The following is a 17,392-nucleotide window of genomic DNA, read 5'->3' as shown; positions in this document are numbered from 1 at the left end:
TTCTCAAACCTTGTATAATCCCGGCTGTCAGGCGGGGGGTGGACGCCGCACGACCATATCCCCCGCAAGGAATTCGATCGTGCCCGCAATCTCCATTTCCGACAGGACGGTCAGGACTGCTGCTGTCGAGAACTGGCAGCGCCGTACAAGATCGTCAACAGGTGATGGTGTGAAAGATAGAAAACCCTCTATCATTTCATGAAGGTCACCCGTCCCTGCTGGCGGGGGGGCAGGCGGTGGCGCGGGCTGCGATCCGTGGCGCGGGACGGGGGCGCGCACCGGGGCGGCCGGTCGCGGCGCCTGTTGGGAAAACAGCGTGCTTTCCTCCATGAATTCAGGAAGTTCACGCAAAATATCGCGTTCATTTTCCGTCAGGACCGCGCCCTGGCGCAGCAGATCATTGCTGCCATGGCAACGGGGGTCCAGTGGTGATCCGGGCACGGCAAATACGGTGCGGTCATTTTCCAGTGCCATGCGTGCCGTGATCAGGCTGCCTGAACGCAGCGCGGCCTCGATCACCACGCAACCCAGCCCCAGTCCGGCGATCAGCCGGTTACGGCGCGGGAAGTGCCGTGCCTGCGGCACCGTGCCCGGTGGGGCCTCGGTCACAACCGCGCCAGTGCGCGCGATCAGGTCCTGCAGGTCGCCATGCTCGGGTGGATATGGACAGTCCAGACCGCCCGCGATGGCCGCCACCGTGCGGCCTGCCGTCATGGCGCCGCGATGGGCGGCGGCATCGATCCCGCGTGCCAGTCCCGATACGGTGTCCACGCCGTGGGCCGCCAGCAGGGCGGCAAGGCTTTCCGCCATGCGGATCCCGCCGGATGAGGCATTACGCCCGCCCACGATGCCTACCATCCGATTCGCCAGCAGTGTGACGTCTCCCAGCACGCACAGCACCGGCGGGGCATCATGCAGGCGGGCCAGAAGGGGCGGATACCCTGGCTGCCCGTGTACCAGCAGGTGCGCGCCCATGGCCTGCAGCCGGTCAGTTTCACGTAATGCCGCATCACGCGGGCACACCGGACCCACGCTGCGGCTTATGCGGGTTGCACCGCGTTCAAGCATGTCGAGCGCGGAGTGCGCGCTGCCATGCGTTCGGACAAGGCGGCGGTAGGCAACCGGCCCGATGCCGTCCGTCCTGGCCAGCCGCAGGCAGGCCAGCACCGTTTCGGCATCGGGGGCGGTCATGCGCTTTTCTGGCCGATCCTTGGTTCCGTGCCCTTCAGCAGGCGGCTGATATTGGCGTGATGGCGGATCAGGATCATTACCGCGATCAGGCAGCCCGCAACATAGGCGGGGGAGGAAAAGTCGATCCGGCCCGGCCGGATCATGAGCAGCGGCAGCGCTGCGAAGGCAATGATCGCGCCCGCTGATGAAATGCGTGTGACCTTGGCAAATATCAGCCACAGCGCACAGCAGCACAGGCCAACCCCGGGCATGAGCGCCAGCACGCAGCCCAGACCGGTCGCAACCCCCTTGCCGCCACGGAATTTCAGCCACACGGGAAAGCAGTGCCCCGCCACGGCAAAGACGGCGGCAAGGGATTCGGCAGCCAGCGTATGGAACGGACACAGCACGAAGGCGCAGAAAACGGCGAAAGCCCCCTTCGTGCCATCCAGCGCCAGCGTGCCGGCCGCCAGTCCCTTGCGCCCGGTGCGCAGCACGTTGGTGGCCCCGATATTGCCCGATCCGATCTTGCGGATATCCCCATTGCCCGACAGGGCTGTCAGCACCAGCCCGAAGGGAATGCTGCCAATCAGGTAGGACAGGAACGCGACCGCGGCCATAAGCGGCAGGTCATAGGTGGGAATGCCGTAGATCATGCGGCGGCGGCCCCGAATACACGCCGCCCGTTTTTCCATGTGCCCAGCACGCGGCCTTCCAGCGCGCGGCCGTCAAACGGGGTATTCTGCGCCTTGCCCGGCAGTTCGCCCGCGCGCACGACCCAGCCCGTCTCGGGATTGAACAGACACAGGTCAGCGGCACTGCCTGCCGCAAGCGTCCCGGCCCCGCTGCGCAGCACGCCGGCGGGGCGATGGGTCAGCAGGCCAAGGGCATCCATCATGCCCAGGTTGCCCGCATGCACCTGCGCCAGCGTCACTGCCAGCAGCGTGCACAGTCCTGTCCCCCCGGCGGAGGCCACGGCAAAAGGCTGGCGCTTGTCATCCGCGTCGCACGGCATGTGATCGGACGCGATGGCGTCAATCGTACCATCCGCCAGCGCGGCGCATACAGCGCGGCGGTCCGCTTCCGCACGCAGCGGCGGCGACAGCTTGGCATAGGTGCGGAAATCACCGATCACGGTTTCATTCAGGTCGAAATACGGTGGCGCCGTATCGCATGTCACCCTGACGCCATCGGCCTTGGCGGCCCGGATCAGGTCCAGCCCCTCGGCGGTGGAAACGTGGCCGAAATGCAGCCGCCCGCCCGTCATGCGCGCAAGGCGCAGGTCACGCGCGATAAGGATGGCCTCGGCCGCCGCCGGAATGCCCGGCAGGCCCAGGCGGGTCGCCAGTTCGCCATCGGTCGCGCAGCCGCCACGCGCCAGTGACGGATCTTCGGGATGCTGGACAATCAGCGCGTCGAAGCCTTTGGCATAGGTCAGCATCTGCCTCATGGTGCGGCTGTCGGCAATGGCGTGGGGACCGTCGGTGAAGGCAATCGCACCCGCTTCGGCCAGCAGGCCGATTTCCGCCATTTCCTTTCCGGCGCATTCGCGTGTCAGCGCGCCATAGGGCAGGATGCCGATCATGCCCGTTTCCTCGCCGCGTGCGCGCAGCAGGCGGGCGAGGGCGGGGTTGTCTATGGTCGGGCTGGTATTGGGCAGCACGGCGATGGTGGTGATGCCACCGGCAACCGCAGCCTTTGCCGCGGACAGCACCGTTTCGCGGTATTCATAGCCGGGTTCGCCAATGGTGACCCGCATGTCCACCAGTCCGGGACACAGGACGAGGTGGCCGCCGCCATCCACGATGTCCGCGCCTTCCGGCGTACCTTCCGCCTGTGGCAGGTCGGTACCGGCGATCACGCCGTCCTGCACCAGCAGGCGGCCGGGACGGTCAAGGGAGCTTGCCGGATCGATCAGGCGGACATTTTCAAACAGGACCGGCTTCATGCGCCATCTCCCCCGCGTGCGAGGATGTCCAGAACCGCCATGCGCACGGCAACCCCCATTTCCACCTGTTCACGGATCACGCTCTGGTCGGAATCGGCAACGCGGCTGTCAATTTCTACGCCCCGGTTCATCGGGCCAGGATGCATGACCAGCGCATGCGGTTTTGCCAGCGCAAGGCGTTTGTTATCCAGTCCGTAGAAACGGAAATATTCACGCGCGCTGGGTACCTGCGTGCCCTTCATGCGCTCACGCTGCACGCGCAGCATCATGACGACATCCACCCCGCGCAGGCCATCTTCCATCGTATGGTGAATGCTGACCCCCAGCACCCCGATCGCGCCGGGCACCAGTGTCGGTGGTCCCACCACGCGCACCTGGCAGCCCATGGCGGTCAGCAGGTGGATGTTGGAGCGCGCCACGCGGCTGTGGCTGACATCGCCACATATGGCGACGGTCAGCCCCTCGAACGTGCCGAAGTGGCGGCGGATGGTCAGCGCGTCCAGCAGTGCCTGTGTCGGGTGTTCATGCGTGCCGTCACCGGCATTGACCACGCTGGCCTGCACTTTCTGCGCCAGCAGGGCAGGCGCGCCGGACTGCGAATGGCGCACCACCAGCAGGTCGGTATGCATTGCATTCAGGGTCGCGGCCGTGTCCAGCAGCGTCTCCCCCTTGTTGACCGAGGAACTGGCGACCGTCATGTTCACCACATCCGCACCCAGCCGCTTGCCCGCCAGTTCGAACGAGGTGCGCGTGCGGGTGCTGTCCTCGAAAAACAGGTTGATCAGCGTGCGCCCCCGCAGCAGGTCGCGCGGCGTTTTGCGCGACCGGTTGAGCAGGGCGTAATGTTCCGCCAGGTCAAGGAATGGCGTGATCCGGCTGGGATGCATGCCCTGCACGCCCAGCAGATGCCGGGCCGGTCGGGTCAGGAAGACATTGCTGCCATGGCTGCCGCGATCATTCATGGGCGGCAACCGCATTGATGCGCGCCAGTACTTCGTCACGGCCAAGGGCGGCCAGCGTGTCATCAATGCCGGGTGACATGGTGCTGCCGGTCACGGCGGCGCGCAGCGGCTGCGCCACCTTGCCCAGCTTCATGTCATGCGTTTCGGCAAACTGGCGCAGGGTCGCGTCAATGCCGTCCTTCGTAAATGGCTCGGTCGCTGTCAGCGCATCGGCCAGCCTGCCCAGCATGACGCGGTTTTCCGGCGTCAGCAGCTTTTCGGCCTTGGGCGCGAATTCAAGCGGCAGCGAACGGCCAAGGAAGGCGGCATTGTCCGCCAGTTCCACCAGCGTCTTCGCACGTTCCTTCAGCCCCGGCATAAGCGCCAGTACCTTTGCACGCGTAGCGTCGGAGGTATCGACCCCTTCCATCCTGTCCAGGCGTTCCATCACGTCATTGGTCAGGCGCGTATCATCGGCCTGACGCAGCCATACACCATTGATGTACAGCAGCTTGGCGTAATCCATGCGCGAGGGCGAGCGGCCGACGCCGTCAAGGTCGAACAGTTTGATCTGTTCCTCCCGCGACAGGATCTCGGCATCGCCATGGCCCCAGCCAAGACGCAGCAGGTAATTGTTCAGTGCTTCGGGCAGGTAGCCCATTTCGCGGAATTCGACGACCGACTGCGCCCCGTGCCGCTTGGACAGCTTGGCGCCGTCGGGGCCGTGGATCAGCGGCAGATGCGCGAAATGCGGCAGATCCCAGCCCATGGCGCGGTAGATCATGGCCTGGCGGAAAGTGTTGGTCAGGTGGTCATCGCCACGGATGACGTGGGTGATGTCCATGTCATGGTCATCCACTACCACGGCAAGCTGGTAGACCGGGGTGCCATCGGCGCGCAGGATGATCATGTCATCCAGTTCCGAATTGGCCACGCGTACGTCGCCCTGCACCAGGTCATGGATGGTCGTTTCGCCCTCACGCGGGGCCTTGATGCGGATGGTGTAGGGGGTGTTGGCGGGGGCTTCCGACGGGTCGCGGTCGCGCCACATGCCATTGTAACGCGGGGGACGGCCCTCGGCCATCGCCTTTTCGCGCATTTCCTTCAGTTCGTCTGCCGTGCAGTAGCAGCGGTAGGCCAGCCCCTTTTCCAGCAGTTCATGCGCCACTTCGGTATGGCGTGCCTGCCGGGTGGACTGGAACACCGGTTTTTCGTCTGAGTGGATATCCATCCACGCCAGCCCGTCGAACAGGACATCGACCGCCTTCTGGGTCGAGCGTTCTCGGTCGGTATCCTCGATCCTGAGCAGGAACTGGCCGCCATGGTGGCGGGCATAGAGGAAATTGAAAAGGGCGGCACGGGCGTTGCCGATATGCAGCAGGCCGGTGGGGCTGGGTGCAAAACGCGTACGGACTGTCATGAGCCGGTTCCTTAGCATGTTTTCCGCCTGCTGACAGGGGGCAGTCTGGCGTGTGTGCCATCTCCGCCGGTAGGGTGTGCATTCCGGCCACGCATGGACGTGGCCATGACATGGGTGCAGATCATTACGGGGGTTGTCCTGCCGCGCCAGCATATCGACCGCGCCCGCTCCACACTGTCGCGCATGACGATGGGCGTCAGCGCATGGCTGTGGGGGCAGCATACCCGTTTCGTGCTGTGGCTTCCCGCCCTGCTGGCAGCCGGGATGGCCATGTATTTCACGCTGTCATGGGAACCGTCCGCCGCATGGGCATGGGGGGCGGGCATGCTGGTCGTGGGGTGTGTCGCTGCACGGCTTGTCTGGGGTCATGGGCTGTTGGTGCGCCTTGGCTGCGGGGTGGTGGGGGCGTGTGCGGCGGGCGCCCTGCTGGCATGGGTGCAGGCGCACCGCATGCCCCCGTTTCCCGACCTGCCGCGCCGGGCGGTGCACCTGTCGGGCCGGGTGCTGGATGCCGACGGACGGGCCCTGCGTGATGGCGCGTGGGCATGGCGGGTGCGGCTGGCGGATGTGCGCTTCCTTGACGGCATCAATACCGGCATGCCGCCGCTGCGCCGCGTCCTTGTGTTGAGTCTGCTGCCCGATGATGCATGTGTTCCCGTGTCGGGCGATACCGTGCTGGCGCGCGTGATGCTGTCGCCACCCGCCTTTCCCGCCCTGCCGGGCGGTCATGATGCCCAGCGCCGCGCATGGTTTGACGGGCGTGCGGGGACCGCCCGTGCGCTGGACAGGGTGACATGCGGGCATGGGCATCCCCCATCCGCCCGCATCGCCAGCATGCGGCAGGCATTGGCGCAGCGGATTCGTGCCGCCCTGCCCGGTACGCGCGGTGATATTGCTGCCACCGTTCTGGTGGGGGCCGATGGCGCGATTCCGGCGCGCGTGCGTGACGCCTTCGCCGATGCCGGGTTGGCGCACCTGCTGGCGGTGGCGGGGCTGCATCTTGCCATTGTCATGGGGCTGGTCATGGCTGCGGTGCGCATGGGGCTGGCGCTGTCCGAACGTACGGCGCTGTTCTGGCCGTGCCGTCAGATTGCGGCGGTCTGCGCGTTACTGGCGGGTGGGGGATATGTCCTTGTCACCGGTGCGCACCTGCCGGCACTGCGCAGCCTGTTCATGGCGATGCTTGCGGTCGTGGCGCTGGTGGCTGGCAGGCGGGTGGTGTCCATGCGGGCGCTGGCGGTGGCGGTGGTTATCCTGCTGTGCCTTGATGCGGAAAACGTGGCCGAACTGTCGCTGCAGATGTCGGCTGCGGCGGTGATGGCGCTGATCGTCGGTTTCGATGCGCTGCGTCCCGGCCTGTCGGCATGGGAACATGACATGGCATGGTGGCGCAGGCTCGGTGCGCGGTGTGCGCATCCGCTGCTGGCGAGTATCCTTGCGGGTAGCGCGTGCATCCCGGTGGGCATGGCGCATTTCGGAACGGTGCAGCCGTGGTTCGTGCTGGCCAACCTGCTGGCCGTGCCGCTCATGTCGGTGTGGATCATGCCGTGGGGGCTGCTGTCCTTCGTGCTGATGCTACCGGGTTGGGAAAAGCTGGCGCTGGTGCCCATGGGGTGGGGCATTGCCGTGGTGGACTGGCTGGCGCGGCAGGTGTCATGGCTGCCGGGCGCGCATATCGGGGTGCCCGCCATCGGCAATGAGGGACTGGCGCTGTTTTTTGCCGGGTTGTGCTGGCTGTGCCTGTGGGGCGGGCGCGTGCGCCTGCTGGGGTTTGCACCGGTTGCGCTGGCGCTGCTGTCACCATGGTGGGCGGCGCGCCCGGGGGTGATGGTATCGCCTGATGCGCGGATGGTGGGCGTTACGGTGGGGCATACAATCCTGACCGGTCCCGGTGCGCATCCCGACCCGTTCGTTTTACGCGAATGGCAACGGGTGACGGGGCTGGATGCGGGTACGTTGCCCGATAACGGCAGGCAGGGCGTCCTGTCCTGTCAGGACAGGACGTGCCGCGTGCGCGAACCGGATGGAGATGTGGTGGTCGTGCTTTCCCCACGGCAACCGGGATGGGTGTCCTGTCGTGATGCCCGGCTGGTGGTGAACCTGTCGGGGCAGGCCGGGTGCCCCGGCGTTCCGCTGATCGGGCGGTTCGATATCTGGCGCAACGGGGCCTATGCCCTATTACCCGATCATGCAGGTGGCGTCATGGTCCGGACCGACCGGCAGGTACGTGGTGCACGGCCCTGGGTCATGCGGCCCGGTGGGACCGGCATGCCTGACCTGCCCATGGCCACGGCGGAATAGGACAGGACACGCAGGTATCTGCCAATCAGAAAGAAGTTTTTTGATGAGGCTTTTTTCAAAAAGCTTCGAAGGACACCGCTCTTGATGAAAAAAGGCGGTACCCGGAGACTTTCATTCCTTTGAGGATGCGGCTGGCGCCCCCACCGCGCGCAGGTCGTCCTTCATGCGGTACTGGCATGGGTCAAAGGCGGGACAGCGCCAGCATTCGGGCCTGCGGGCCTTGCAGACATAGCGTCCGTGCAGGATCAGCCAGTGGTGCGCAGGGCGCAGCATGTCAGCGGGAATGCGGCGGACAAGCTGGTCCTCCACCGCGCGTGGGGTCGCCCCGGGCGCCAGGCCGGTGCGGTTGCCGATACGGAAGATATGGGTATCGACCGCCATGGTGCTGTCGCCAAAGGCCACGTTCATGACCACGTTCGCGGTCTTGCGCCCCACGCCGGGAAGCGATTCAAGCGCCGCGCGGTCATAGGGTACCTTGCCGTCAAAGCGTTCCAGCAACTGCTGTGACAGGGCGACGACATTGCGCGCCTTGGTCCGCCACAGCCCGATGGTGCGGATATGCGCGCCGACCTTTTCCTCCCCCAGTTCCACCATGGCCCGTGGGGTGGGCGCGTCACGGAACAGCGCCTTTGTCGCCCTGTTGACCGAGGCATCGGTCGCCTGCGCCGACAGCACCACGGCAACCAGCAGGGTATAGTCGTCCACGAAATCCAGTTCGCTTTCGGCATTCGGGTTGGCGGCGGCCAACTGGGTGATGAAGGACCGCACTTCCGCCAGTGTCATGGCGCGGCGCGCGGGTTTCTTCGGGGATCTGGCTGTTGTCATCGGTTACTCGCAGGCGGTGGATCGCACGCCATTGTGCGGCGTTGCGGGTGGCGGTGTAAATCACCCCGCCACCCGGCGGCGGCCATCGGCCTTGCGCATGGCTGCGGTGGGGGCTAGTCGTTCCGGCCCCGGCGGCGCATGGGTGCCCGAGCGTATGGCCGTGCGGTTTCCTGCATCATGGCGTGTTGGCAATGGTATCCTTTCTTTTCCGTCCGGTATCGGGACGACATGAATTTTCCGACGTGCTGGGCTTTGTCTGGCGCAGGTGGCGCACGTATCCCGGCTTTCTTGCATGGACGCTGGCGGGGATCGCATCGGCCACCGTGGCGGATGTGATGATGCCGCTGCTGGCGGGCTGGCTGGTCAATGATGTGTCCCGTCCCGCGCAGCACGCTGCGGTTCATCGCGCCATATGGGATGTGGTCGGCCTGACCGTGCTGGGGCTGGGTGGCATCATCGCGCGGCGTACGGCCTATATCGGCATTTCCCACCTGACATCGCACGTCATGACCGGCATCGTGACGGAGGTGTTCGCCCGCGTACAGCGGTTTTCCAGCGAATGGCATGCCTCCAACTTTGCCGGGTCAACCGTTCGGCGCATCACGCGCGGAATGGGGGCGGTGGACACGCTGGGGGATACGCTGCTGCTCATGCTGGTGCCGGAGGGGATCGTGCTGTGCGCCACGACGGCCGTGCTGGCCTTTCACTGGCCCCAGATGGGACTGGTACTGGCTGTGGGGGCGGCCGCACTGGTGGCGCTGTCGGTCATGCTGACGCTGCGGTACGTCGCGCCATCCGCGCGCCTTGCCAATACATGGGATACGCGCATGGGGGCGACCCTGTCCGATGCGGTGACATGCAATGCGGTGGTGAAGGCATGCGGCGCGGAAGCGCGGGAGGACGCGCGGCTGGCATGGGTGGCGGGTCGCTGGCGGAAGCGCACGGTGCGGTCGTGGCTGCGCGGAACCGACAGCGCAAACCTGCAGAACCTGGCAGCCCTTGTCATGCGCATGGTGCTGATCGCGGGGGTGGCGCTGCTATGGGTGCGTGGCCGCGCGGGGCCGGGGGATGTGGCCTATGTGCTGACGATGATGTTCGTGATCCAGGGCTACCTGCGCGATATTGGCCAGCAGATTTCCGTCGTGCAGCGTTCGGTCAATGAAATGGAGGAACTGGTCACCCTGTTTCATATGCAGCCTGCGGTGGCCGATTGCCCCGGTGCCGCGCCCCTGCGGGTGACGCATGGCCATATCCGTTTCGAGCATGTGCGCTTTGGCTATGAACGCCAGCATGGCAGGCTGCTGTTCGATGACCTGAACCTTGATATCGCGCCGGGCAGCAGGGTGGCCCTTGTTGGTCCGTCGGGTTCAGGCAAGACCACGCTGACACGGCTGCTGCAGCGGCTGTATGATGTGCAGGGGGGACGGATCACGATTGACGGGACGGATATCGCCACCGTCACGCAGGCCAGCCTGCGTGGGCAGATTGCCATCGTCCCGCAGGAGCCACTGCTGTTCCATCGTTCGCTGGCGGAAAACATTGCCTACGGCCGACCGGACGCCACGGATGCGGAGATCGAACATGCCGCCCGGCAGGCCAATGCAGCGGACTTTATCGCCCGTCTGCCGCGCGGTTACGCCACCATGGTGGGCGAACGCGGTGTCAAGCTGTCGGGTGGGGAGCGCCAGCGCATCGCCATTGCGCGCGCGTTTCTGAGCCATGCGCCCATTGTCATCATGGACGAGGCAACATCCAGCCTTGATTCCCGTTCGGAAATGCTGGTCCAGCAGGCGATGGAACGGCTGATGGCCGGGCGCACGGTTCTGGTCATCGCCCACCGGCTGTCCACCGTGATGGGTCTGGACCGCATCATCGTGTTCCGCCACGGACGGGTATGCGAGGATGGCCCCCACGCGACCCTCATGACGCGCGAGGGAGGAATCTATCGCGGACTGTTTGAACTGCAGTCCCTGTAGGCATCCAGGGACTGCAGGGGAAGCATCCCGGTTTCCGGGATGCCGTTTTCAGGTTGCGTCCTGGCCCGGCAGCATGGCGCCCAGCGCCCTGCCGCCAAACAGGTGAACATGGAAATGCGGCACTTCCTGTCCGCCTTCCACGCCGACATTGGACAGCAGGCGGTAGCCGGGCGCTTCCAGTTTCAGGTCGCGCGCGACCTGTCCCACCGCGCGGGTGAAGCCGGTAATTTCGGCTTCCGTGCCATTGCGGCTGAAATCTGCGAAGGAAACGAACGGCCCCTTGGGAATGACCAGTACATGCACGGGCGCCTTGGGCGCGATGTCATGGAAGGCGAGGGCGTATTCGTCCTCATACACCTTCTTGCATGGCAGTTCACCGCGCAGGATGCGGGCGAATACGTTCTGCGGATCGTAGGGTCCGGTGCCGTTGACGGCCATGGGGTATCTCCTGTTTGCGAATGGGGATCAGGCCAGCGGATCGTGCGGGCGCGACGCCTTTTCAGCGACGCCGCTGGTGCCTTCACGGCGCAGCAGTTCCGCCCATACTTCCGCCGGTTTGACCCCGGCATCCACCCACATCACGATCAGGTGGTACAGCACGTCCGCGCTTTCGCTGACCAGTTCGCCCCGGTTGCCCGCCACCGCCTCGATCAGGCATTCGACGGCTTCCTCGCCGAATTTCTGCGCGATCTTGCGCCGGCCGCGCGCCAGAAGGCGGGCGGAATGGCTGACGGACGGGTCCGTGCCGCGCCGTGATTCCACAACATCGAACAGGCGGTCCAGCACATCAGGGGTGGCAGGCCCCACCGCTTCCAGCTTCAGGCTGGCGGCGGCTTTTGCCGGGGCGTTCTTGCGGGATTTTTCTGGCTTGGCCATCACAGTGCTCCGATAGGCAGGGGAAAGGGGATCAGTCACTCAGGCGGACCGGCAGGCCCGCTGCCGCCAGCGCCTGCTTGACCTGGGGAATGGTGAACTGGCCGAAATGGAAGACACTGGCGGCCAGCAGGCCGGTGGCGCCCGCGCGGGCACCTTCGACAAAATGCTCCAGTTCCCCAACCCCGCCAGAGGCCACGATGGGAATCCGCACTGCCGCATTGGCCGCGCGCAGCAGGTCAAGGTCGAACCCCTTGCCCGTGCCGTCGCGGTCCATGCTGGTCAGCAGGATCTCGCCCGCACCCCGTTCGGCCACTTCGCGGCACCAGTCGATCACGTTGCGCCCGGTGGGGGTACGGCCGCCATGGGTATAGACCTCCCATGATCCATGGCCATCGCTCCGGGCGTCAATGGCGACGACCACGCACTGGCTGCCGAATTTCTGCGCGGCCTCACTGACCAGTTCGGGGCGTGAGACTGCAGCCGAGTTCATGGCGCACTTGTCTGCCCCCGCCAGCAGCAGGCGTCGCATGTCATCCGTGGTGCGCACGCCGCCGCCCACCGTCAGCGGCAGGAAAATACGTTCCGCCGTGCGGCTGACGACATCAAGGATGGTGTCGCGGTTTTCATTGCTGGCGGTGATGTCGAGGAAGGTCAGCTCATCTGCCCCGGCTGCGTCATATACGGCGGCCTGTTCCACCGGGTCGCCCGCGTCGCGCAGCGAGACGAAGTTGACACCCTTGACCACCCGGCCGTTCTTGACATCCAGACAGGGGATGACACGCAGTTTCAGCATCAGGACAGGACCCGCAGGGCTTCGCCCAGGTCGATGCGCCCGTCATACAGCGCGCGGCCCACGATCACGCCTTCGATGCCTGGCGCCTGCGCGGTTGCTGCACGCAGGGCTTCGAGATGTTCAAGACTGCCCACCCCGCCGCTGGCGATGACGGGAATGGACAGGGCATTGGCCATGTCGGCGGTCTGTTCGATATCGATGCCCGTCAGCATGCCGTCGCGGCTGATTTCGGTGAAGATGACGGCTGCGACCCCCGCGTCCTGCATGCGCTGACCCAGGTCCACGGCCTTCATTTCCGATGTTTCGGCCCAGCCTTCGGTTGCGACCTGTCCGCTGCGTGCATCAATTCCGGCCACGATCCGGCCGGGGAACAGACGGCAGGCCTCGCGCACCAGTTCGGGGTTCTTGACCGCGATGGACCCCAGGATCACGCGGCTGATCCCGGCATTGAGCCATTTGCCGATGCTGTCCAGGTCACGCAGCCCGCCACCAAGCTGCACCGGGACGGAGGCATTGGCGATGATGGCCTCAATCGCTTCGGTATTGGCCGAACGCCCCGCGAAGGCACCATTCAGGTCCACTACGTGCAGCCAGCTGCATCCGGCGTCGATCCATGCCCGCGCCTGCGCGCCGGGATCATCGGAATAGACGGTTGCGTTGTCCATTTCCCCCCGGCGCAGGCGCACGCATGTGCCGTCCTTGAGGTCGATTGCGGGATAGAGTGTCAGGCTGTGTCCGGTCACGGGGGCATGTCCTGCTGCAGGAATGGGGGTTGAAGCCGCCAGCGGGTGGGCGGGTACGATCCGCTCGTCATCCTGCAGGCGCTTGGTGAAAAACAGGCCGCGCACGGTGCGTCCGTCCGTGCGGGCGTAGCTGGGGTGGGTGCCCCAGTGGTGGAAGCCGCTGCTGCGGAACAGGCGGACGGCATCGGTCTGGGTTTCGCGCACGTCCAGGTTGATGATCTGGTATCCCATGCTGCGCGCGCAGCTTTCCACTTCGGTCAGAAGCAGGCGGCCCAGTCCCAGCCCGCGGGCGTAGGGGGCGATATAGAAATGCATGAGGGTCGCACTCATGGCCTGCGCTTCGTTATTGCGCGGCGGACGCACAAGTTGTGCCGACCCCACGATCATGTCATCCAGCCGGGCCACGAACATCTGGCGTTCGGGCACCAGCAGGACACCGCGGAAATACCGTTCCAGCGTCTCACGCGGGGGCGGGGCCAGCCAGCCGAAACCACCGCCGTCCAGAATGGCGGCATTGGTCGCGTCGCACAGGGCATGCAGGTCGTCTTCATGCATCTGCTGCACGCGTTCGGCATGGATGGTGCCGGCCGTTGCAGTCCGCCGTGTCATGGTGTGCTGCCCGGCGCGGGTGTCCAGCGCAGGAAATTGGACAGGATGCGCAGGCCGACCTTCTGGCTTTTTTCCACATGGAACTGCGTGCCCGCCCGGTTGCCGCGCGCGACTATGGCGGGCACCGTGCCGCCATAGTCGGTAGTCGCCACCATGTCCGCGGCATCATAGTCGCGCAGGGCGAAGGAATGGACGAAATAACCGTGCGCTTCCCCCGGCAGGCCTTCTGTCAGCGGGTGGGCGCCAGGTGTGAATTCAAGCTGGTTCCACCCCATCTGTGGCAGGTGCAGGCCGGGGGCGTCCATCAGGGCGATTTCGCCCGCAATCCAGCCAAACCCCGGTGTCACCCCATGTTCACGCCCGCGTTCGGCCATAAGCTGCATGCCGACGCATATGCCAAGGAAGGGCGTGCCGTTGTCGGTTGCGGCCAGTATGGCGTCATGCAGGCCGGGCCGGGCTGCAAGGCCCGCCGCGCAGTCGGCGAACGCGCCCTGTCCGGGCAGGACAATCCGGTCGGCCTGTCTGACGGCCTGCGGGTCGGCGGTGATGGTGACGGTGGCGTCAATGCCGCTGTCGGCCGCCGCGCGGGACAGCGCCCGCGCGGCGGATGCAAGGTTGCCACCGTTATAGTCGATCACCACGATGGATTGGGCGGAAGGATGCGCGGGCATGGGATGCCTCATGATACAGGGGAAAGGGGATGGGACCGGTTACGGTCCATCCAGCGCAGCAGGGCTGCCTTGGGATCGGTCGCGTAAACGCCGCGCGCGGTCTGGTAGCCGCGCAGGCGCAGTTCCCACTGCCGCAGGTCCGGGGCGTTCAGTGCAAGCAGAAGGTGCATCCCGCCCAGCAGCGGCAAGGCGACCGGCAGCGGCAGCAGCTGTCTGGTCAGGATACACGCCCCCCCTGCCAGCAGCCCGCTGATCCAGCAGCCACGCAGCACCAGCCCGACCCACCCCGACAGCAGTACCAGCCATGACATGCCCCACGCCACCATGACCGGCCCCGGGGCCGGGCCCGTAGCGCGGGCAGGGGGCAGCAGGGCGGAATAGAATGTCACAGGCTGCCCTTGGTGGACGGGATGATGCCGCCGGCGCGTGGGTCAGCTTCGCTTGCGGTGCGCAGCGCACGTGCGAGCGCCTTGAACGCGGCTTCGGCAATGTGGTGGCAGTTATGCCCGGCGCGCTGGATGACATGCAGCGTGACAAGGGCGCTCATGGCGAAGGCGCGGAAGAATTCCTCGAACAGTTCGGTGTCCATGTCCCCGATCTTGTCACGCCCGAAGGTGACGGACCACGCAAGAAAGGGACGCCCCGAAATATCCACGACCGCTTCGCACAGTGCCTCATCCAGCGGCACGGTGGCGCTGCCGTAGCGGCGGATGCCACGTTTGTCGCCTATGGCCCTGGCAAAGGCCTTGCCCAGCGCGATGCCGGTATCCTCCACCGTGTGGTGGTAGTCGATATGCAGGTCACCCTTGGCGGTAATGTCCAGATCGCACATGCTGTGACGGCCGAGGGCGGTCAGCATGTGGTCAAGGAACCCGATGCCGGTGTCGATGCGGGTCTGTCCCGTGCCATCAAGGTTGATGGTGACGGTAATGTCGGTCTCGCTTGTGGCGCGGTGGACCGTGGCTGTGCGCGGGGTATTCATGCTCTCCCTTCTATAGAAGCCCGAGGCCGGAATCCATACCGATCCCGTGGCGCGGGCGTTGCATGGCGGGGTGGATATTGGCAGGAGGGGGCAGTTGCTGCATGGTGTCGCGTCACGGCTCCCGCCATCAGGCCACGGACTGTCAGCGGGCACCCGGTTTATCAGGGAATGACCATATGACATCGCTCGATCTTCTTCTGTCCCGTTTTTCCACCGATGCGTTGATGGAACCTGCGCCCACGGGTGACGTGCTGCATGCCATCCTGTCCACCGCCATGCGGGCGCCGGACCATGGCAAGCTGCGCCCCTGGCGTTACGTTCTGGTGCGTGGCGACGCCCGGCCCGAAGTGGCGCAGCGCGTGGTGGCCAGCATGAAGCGGCTGGACCCGGATGTTGATCCCGCGAAGATTGAGAAACGGCAGTCCCGTTTTTCCACCATGCCTCTGGTCATCGTGCTGGGCATGCACCTGCGTCCCGAACACAAGATTCCCCTGATCGAACAGGAACTGGCGGTCGGCGCCGCGGCGATGAACATCCTCAATGCCCTGCATGCCACGGGCTTTGGCGGGGTATGGGTCAGTGGCGACGTGGCCTATGATCCGGAACTTGCAGCTGAACTGGGCTTTCCTGCTCCACACAGGCTGGCGGGTTTCCTGTTTGTCGGCACGCCGAAGCCGGACGCCAGGGGACCGAAGCGCCGTGATGTTGACGGATATGTGGCCGAATGGACCGGAAACCCCGTACAGTTCGGCGCGGATGCATAATCTGTAAGGACAGTAGACGGACAGGGAAGCAGGCAGGCCATGGCATATCATGATGTAACCATAATGGGTGGCGGTCCGGCGGGGCTGGCCGCGGCCCTGTCACTGGAGGCGCGTGGCCTGTCCGTCGCGGTGCTGGAACGTGCGCCGCAGGCGCGCTGGGCCGAACCCGCGTTCGACGGGCGCGAAATCGCCCTGACCCATCATTCGGTTTCGGTGCTGAAGGAGCTGGGCGCGTGGGAACATATCCCGCAGGTCGCCATTTCCCCCCTGCGTGAAGCACGGGTGGAAACCGGGCGCAGCAACCATCCCCTTACATTTGATACGCAGGGGCGTGGCGTGGATGCGCTGGGGTACCTTGTGTCCAACCACTGCGTCCGGCGCGGACTGTATGTTGCCGCCAGCCAGCGTTCCGGCATCCGCCTGCTGGGCGGAACCTCCACCCGGCATATCCGGCGCATCGGGGAGGAGATGACGGTCGTGCATGATGGGGGGGAGATCACATCCCGTCTGGCCGTGGGGGCGGATGGCCGCTTTTCACAGATCCGCCGCCTGCAGCGCATTGGCGCGGTCATGCATGATTTCAGGCGTGCCATGCTGGTCTGCCGCATGGCGCATGACCTGCCGCACCATCATGTCGCGACGCAATGGTTTGATGAAGGACAGACAATCGCCCTGCTGCCCGTCAATGGCGGGGCGTCCTCCATTGTCCTGACCCTGCCGGTGGAAGAGATCGACCGCCTGCGCACGCTGGAACGCGATGCCTTCAATACCGAGATCATGCAGCGTGTGGGGCGGCGGCTGGGGAACATGCGTCTGGTCAGCACCCGGCATGCCTATCCGCTGCGAGGTGTCTATGCACACCGTTTTGCTGCTCCCGGCTTTGCCCTGATCGGTGATGCGGCGGTTGGCATGCATCCCATTACCGCCCATGGCTTCAACCTTGGACTGAAGGGACAGGAAGCGCTGGCACAGGAAATCGAAGCTGGGCTGGCGCGTGGTGAATCGCCGGGCAGCCTGTCGGTACTGCGGCGGTTTGAACGGCGGCATCGCCTCGCAACCGCGCCCCTGTTTGCCGCCACCAATGGAATCGCAACGCTTTATACCCGTGATGAGCCCGCTTTCAGGGTCCTGCGTCAGGCCGGACTGCGTGTGGCGGATGCGCTGGCTCCGTTCAAATCGGCTGTTACGAATATGCTGATGGACCGCAATCGGGCGGCCTAGTGCGGTTTTTTGCCTATCGGGCTGAAAAGGCGCGGTGATTTTTTTAGCCCATATGCATTTTTATGATTGACGGTATGGGGAGTGGGACCTATATCCCCATTCACCGGCGGCGCTGAGGAAACTTCTTGAGGTGCTTCGGTTGATTTGCTAGG

18 protein-coding genes are annotated in these 17,392 nt (G+C 65.3%); 4 read left to right on the top strand and 14 right to left on the bottom strand.

Features of this window, described 5'->3' with window-relative positions:
- Window positions 1-27: 27 nt before the first annotated feature.
- From dprA to gltX, 5 genes are read right to left on the bottom strand one after another with little or no spacing between them, the layout of a single operon-like run.
- Window positions 28-1,191 (bottom strand): DNA-processing protein DprA, encoded by a 1,164-nt coding sequence (gene dprA / locus CFR80_RS09315; RefSeq protein WP_110507277.1) that lies wholly within the window; start codon window positions 1,189-1,191, stop codon window positions 28-30.
- Window positions 1,188-1,826, bottom strand: coding sequence for a glycerol-3-phosphate 1-O-acyltransferase PlsY (plsY, locus tag CFR80_RS09310; protein WP_029329530.1), 639 nt, complete (start codon window positions 1,824-1,826; stop codon window positions 1,188-1,190). The genes dprA and plsY overlap by 4 nt, the downstream gene beginning before the upstream one ends.
- On the bottom strand, window positions 1,823-3,118 hold the full coding sequence (locus CFR80_RS09305; RefSeq protein ID WP_010514844.1) for a dihydroorotase: 1,296 nt from the start codon (window positions 3,116-3,118) through the stop codon (window positions 1,823-1,825). Before CFR80_RS09305 ends, plsY begins: the two co-directional genes overlap by 4 nt.
- A complete protein-coding gene (locus tag CFR80_RS09300; protein ID WP_029329531.1) occupies window positions 3,115-4,080 on the bottom strand; it encodes an aspartate carbamoyltransferase catalytic subunit in 966 nt (321 codons plus the stop codon). Before CFR80_RS09300 ends, CFR80_RS09305 begins: the two co-directional genes overlap by 4 nt.
- Window positions 4,073-5,479: a glutamate--tRNA ligase gene (gene gltX / locus CFR80_RS09295; RefSeq protein WP_010514846.1), complete on the bottom strand. Its 1,407-nt coding sequence runs from the start codon at window positions 5,477-5,479 to the stop codon at window positions 4,073-4,075. Before gltX ends, CFR80_RS09300 begins: the two co-directional genes overlap by 8 nt.
- 114 nt (window positions 5,480-5,593) lie before the next feature.
- On the opposite strand from gltX, the gene CFR80_RS09290 reads away from it, so the two are divergent.
- Window positions 5,594-7,780, top strand: coding sequence for a ComEC/Rec2 family competence protein (locus CFR80_RS09290; protein ID WP_110507282.1), 2,187 nt, complete (start codon window positions 5,594-5,596; stop codon window positions 7,778-7,780).
- 111 nt (window positions 7,781-7,891) lie between these two features.
- Here CFR80_RS09290 and nth read toward each other — a convergent pair whose 3' ends face one another.
- Together nth and CFR80_RS19800 are read right to left on the bottom strand one after the other, a co-directional pair.
- A complete protein-coding gene (nth, locus tag CFR80_RS09285; RefSeq protein WP_048856314.1) occupies window positions 7,892-8,605 on the bottom strand; it encodes an endonuclease III in 714 nt (237 codons plus the stop codon).
- 60 nt (window positions 8,606-8,665) lie between these two features.
- Window positions 8,666-8,797, bottom strand: coding sequence for a hypothetical protein (locus CFR80_RS19800; protein ID WP_010514850.1), 132 nt, complete (start codon window positions 8,795-8,797; stop codon window positions 8,666-8,668).
- Between CFR80_RS19800 and CFR80_RS09280 the strand changes: the two genes are divergently transcribed.
- On the top strand, window positions 8,797-10,581 hold the full coding sequence (locus CFR80_RS09280; RefSeq protein ID WP_010514851.1) for an ABC transporter ATP-binding protein: 1,785 nt from the start codon (window positions 8,797-8,799) through the stop codon (window positions 10,579-10,581). The genes CFR80_RS19800 and CFR80_RS09280 overlap by 1 nt on opposite strands.
- Window positions 10,582-10,629: 48 nt before the next feature.
- Here CFR80_RS09280 and CFR80_RS09275 read toward each other — a convergent pair whose 3' ends face one another.
- The 7 genes from CFR80_RS09275 to hisB are packed head-to-tail and all read right to left on the bottom strand — an operon-like array spanning window position 10,630 to window position 15,255.
- A complete protein-coding gene (locus tag CFR80_RS09275; RefSeq protein ID WP_010514852.1) occupies window positions 10,630-11,019 on the bottom strand; it encodes a histidine triad nucleotide-binding protein in 390 nt (129 codons plus the stop codon).
- Between the two features lie 27 nt (window positions 11,020-11,046).
- On the bottom strand, window positions 11,047-11,457 hold the full coding sequence (locus tag CFR80_RS09270) for a phosphoribosyl-ATP diphosphatase (RefSeq protein ID WP_010514853.1): 411 nt from the start codon (window positions 11,455-11,457) through the stop codon (window positions 11,047-11,049).
- A gap of 31 nt (window positions 11,458-11,488) precedes the next feature.
- A complete protein-coding gene (gene hisF / locus CFR80_RS09265) occupies window positions 11,489-12,250 on the bottom strand; it encodes an imidazole glycerol phosphate synthase subunit HisF (protein ID WP_010514854.1) in 762 nt (253 codons plus the stop codon).
- Window positions 12,250-13,602, bottom strand: a complete 1,353-nt coding sequence (hisA, locus tag CFR80_RS09260) for a 1-(5-phosphoribosyl)-5-[(5-phosphoribosylamino)methylideneamino]imidazole-4-carboxamide isomerase (protein ID WP_010514855.1) — start codon at window positions 13,600-13,602, stop codon at window positions 12,250-12,252. The genes hisF and hisA overlap by 1 nt, the downstream gene beginning before the upstream one ends.
- Window positions 13,599-14,273: an imidazole glycerol phosphate synthase subunit HisH gene (gene hisH, locus CFR80_RS09255; protein ID WP_110507276.1), complete on the bottom strand. Its 675-nt coding sequence runs from the start codon at window positions 14,271-14,273 to the stop codon at window positions 13,599-13,601. Before hisH ends, hisA begins: the two co-directional genes overlap by 4 nt.
- An 8-nt stretch (window positions 14,274-14,281) precedes the next feature.
- Window positions 14,282-14,662: a hypothetical protein gene (locus tag CFR80_RS09250; RefSeq protein WP_010514857.1), complete on the bottom strand. Its 381-nt coding sequence runs from the start codon at window positions 14,660-14,662 to the stop codon at window positions 14,282-14,284.
- Window positions 14,659-15,255 carry an imidazoleglycerol-phosphate dehydratase HisB gene (gene hisB, locus CFR80_RS09245; RefSeq protein WP_010514858.1) on the bottom strand — a complete coding sequence of 199 codons (597 nt, stop codon included), beginning with the start codon at window positions 15,253-15,255 and terminating at the stop codon, window positions 14,659-14,661. The genes CFR80_RS09250 and hisB overlap by 4 nt, the downstream gene beginning before the upstream one ends.
- 176 nt (window positions 15,256-15,431) lie before the next feature.
- On the opposite strand from hisB, the gene CFR80_RS09240 reads away from it, so the two are divergent.
- Window positions 15,432-16,019: a nitroreductase family protein gene (locus CFR80_RS09240; protein ID WP_010514859.1), complete on the top strand. Its 588-nt coding sequence runs from the start codon at window positions 15,432-15,434 to the stop codon at window positions 16,017-16,019.
- Between the two features lie 39 nt (window positions 16,020-16,058).
- Window positions 16,059-17,240: a 5-demethoxyubiquinol-8 5-hydroxylase UbiM gene (ubiM, locus tag CFR80_RS09235; protein WP_010514860.1), complete on the top strand. Its 1,182-nt coding sequence runs from the start codon at window positions 16,059-16,061 to the stop codon at window positions 17,238-17,240.
- Window positions 17,241-17,392 lie beyond the last annotated feature (152 nt).

The organism is Komagataeibacter oboediens (assembly GCF_003207815.1).
In the GTDB taxonomy this organism is placed as follows: domain Bacteria; phylum Pseudomonadota; class Alphaproteobacteria; order Acetobacterales; family Acetobacteraceae; genus Komagataeibacter; species Komagataeibacter oboediens.
The sequence above is the reverse complement of the archived record's forward strand: the minus strand, read 5'-3'. Positions and strand labels throughout refer to the sequence as shown.